We start from the raw sequence: 267 nt of genomic DNA on the forward strand, positions 1-267 counted from the left end.
GTCCTCGACGTCGGCAGGGTCGGCGTCGGTCCCGGCGTCCGCCTCCGACTCCGCGTCCTCGTCGTTCTCGAGTTCGTCGCCTTCCTCGAGATCGCGGTCCGTGAGCACCTGCGTCTCGGTATGGTGGCGCAGGTCCTCGGCCGGCTTGGGCTCGTAGCGCGTGTACGAGATTTCGTGCAGGCCGATCTTGACCACGTCGCCCGGCGTGAGCCTGTGTCGCCGCACGCGTTTGCCGTTCAGGTACACGCCGTTCGTGCTGTTCAGGTC

1 protein-coding gene is annotated in these 267 nt (G+C 67.4%); it reads right to left on the reverse strand.

The window, feature by feature from the left end:
- The coding region (locus tag ACLJNW_RS25605; RefSeq protein WP_410961425.1) for an FHA domain-containing protein at positions 1–267 on the reverse strand (267 nt) is incomplete at both ends.

This window comes from Salmonella sp. SAL4457 (assembly GCF_046548235.1).
Lineage (GTDB): Bacteria > Pseudomonadota > Gammaproteobacteria > Enterobacterales > Enterobacteriaceae > Salmonella > Salmonella enterica.